Source organism: Muricauda brasiliensis (assembly GCF_003057865.1).
Taxonomy (GTDB): domain Bacteria; phylum Bacteroidota; class Bacteroidia; order Flavobacteriales; family Flavobacteriaceae; genus Flagellimonas; species Flagellimonas chongwuensis.
Window position 1 is genome coordinate 1 of sequence record NZ_QBTW01000043.1, and the last position, 727, is coordinate 727.

At 43.1% G+C, this 727-nt stretch carries 2 protein-coding genes; both read left to right on the forward strand.

The genetic code is table 11. From position 1 onward, the window contains the following. Window positions 1–189, forward strand: a 189-nt coding sequence (locus tag DCK90_RS16860; protein ID WP_159075876.1) for a tyrosine-type recombinase/integrase, incomplete at its 5' end; no start/stop codon positions are given. Between the two features lie 262 nt (window positions 190–451). Then, the coding region (locus DCK90_RS16865) for a BfmA/BtgA family mobilization protein (protein WP_317046428.1) at window positions 452–727 on the forward strand (276 nt) is incomplete at its 3' end.

The following is a 727-nucleotide window of genomic DNA, read 5'->3' on the forward strand; positions in this document are numbered from 1 at the left end:
GCCAGGCACACTTTTGCGACCACTGTTACCTTTTCCAATGGTGTACCAATTGAAACCGTTTCAAAAATGCTCGGCCATACCAAACTGTCCACCACACAAATCTATGCCAGGGTATTGGAACACAAGATAGGGGAGGACATGCAAAATCTGATAGATCATATGCAGACAGGCCGATCAGCCGAAGGATGATCAGGGAGTATTCATTCGGTCCCGCTTGCGGGACGTAGGAATAGCAAGAGGGTGATGCGCAGATTGCGCCATCACGGTTGTTTTAGGGTCTTCAACAAGTTGAAAACCAGTCAATTGAATAGATTTTGGAATACTGTGCAAAAACAGGGGCTACAGTAGACTTTTCCGAAATCTACAGTAAACCCTTTGGGAAGCCCTATAAACACTGGAAATTTTTGATGAAAAAATTGACGCAATTTCACTAAAAAACAAAATCGCACCCATGGAAAAGCAATCAACAAACGGCAGGACAAAGAAAGGAAGCGGTGGTTATTCCAATATTACCGTAAAGAAGGAAACGGCCACACGCTTTCGTTGCTATTCCAAAAAGTTCAGCAAATCGCATAGTGAGGTATTGGATGGAATGGTACAATACTTCAAGGAGAACAACCTTGACCCTTTTGGGGAGGGGACAAAGATCATCCTTGACAGTATCAAAAAGATGGAGCGTCAAATGATGAAAAAGTTCGATAGGATCATCGCCATTATCAAGAACATG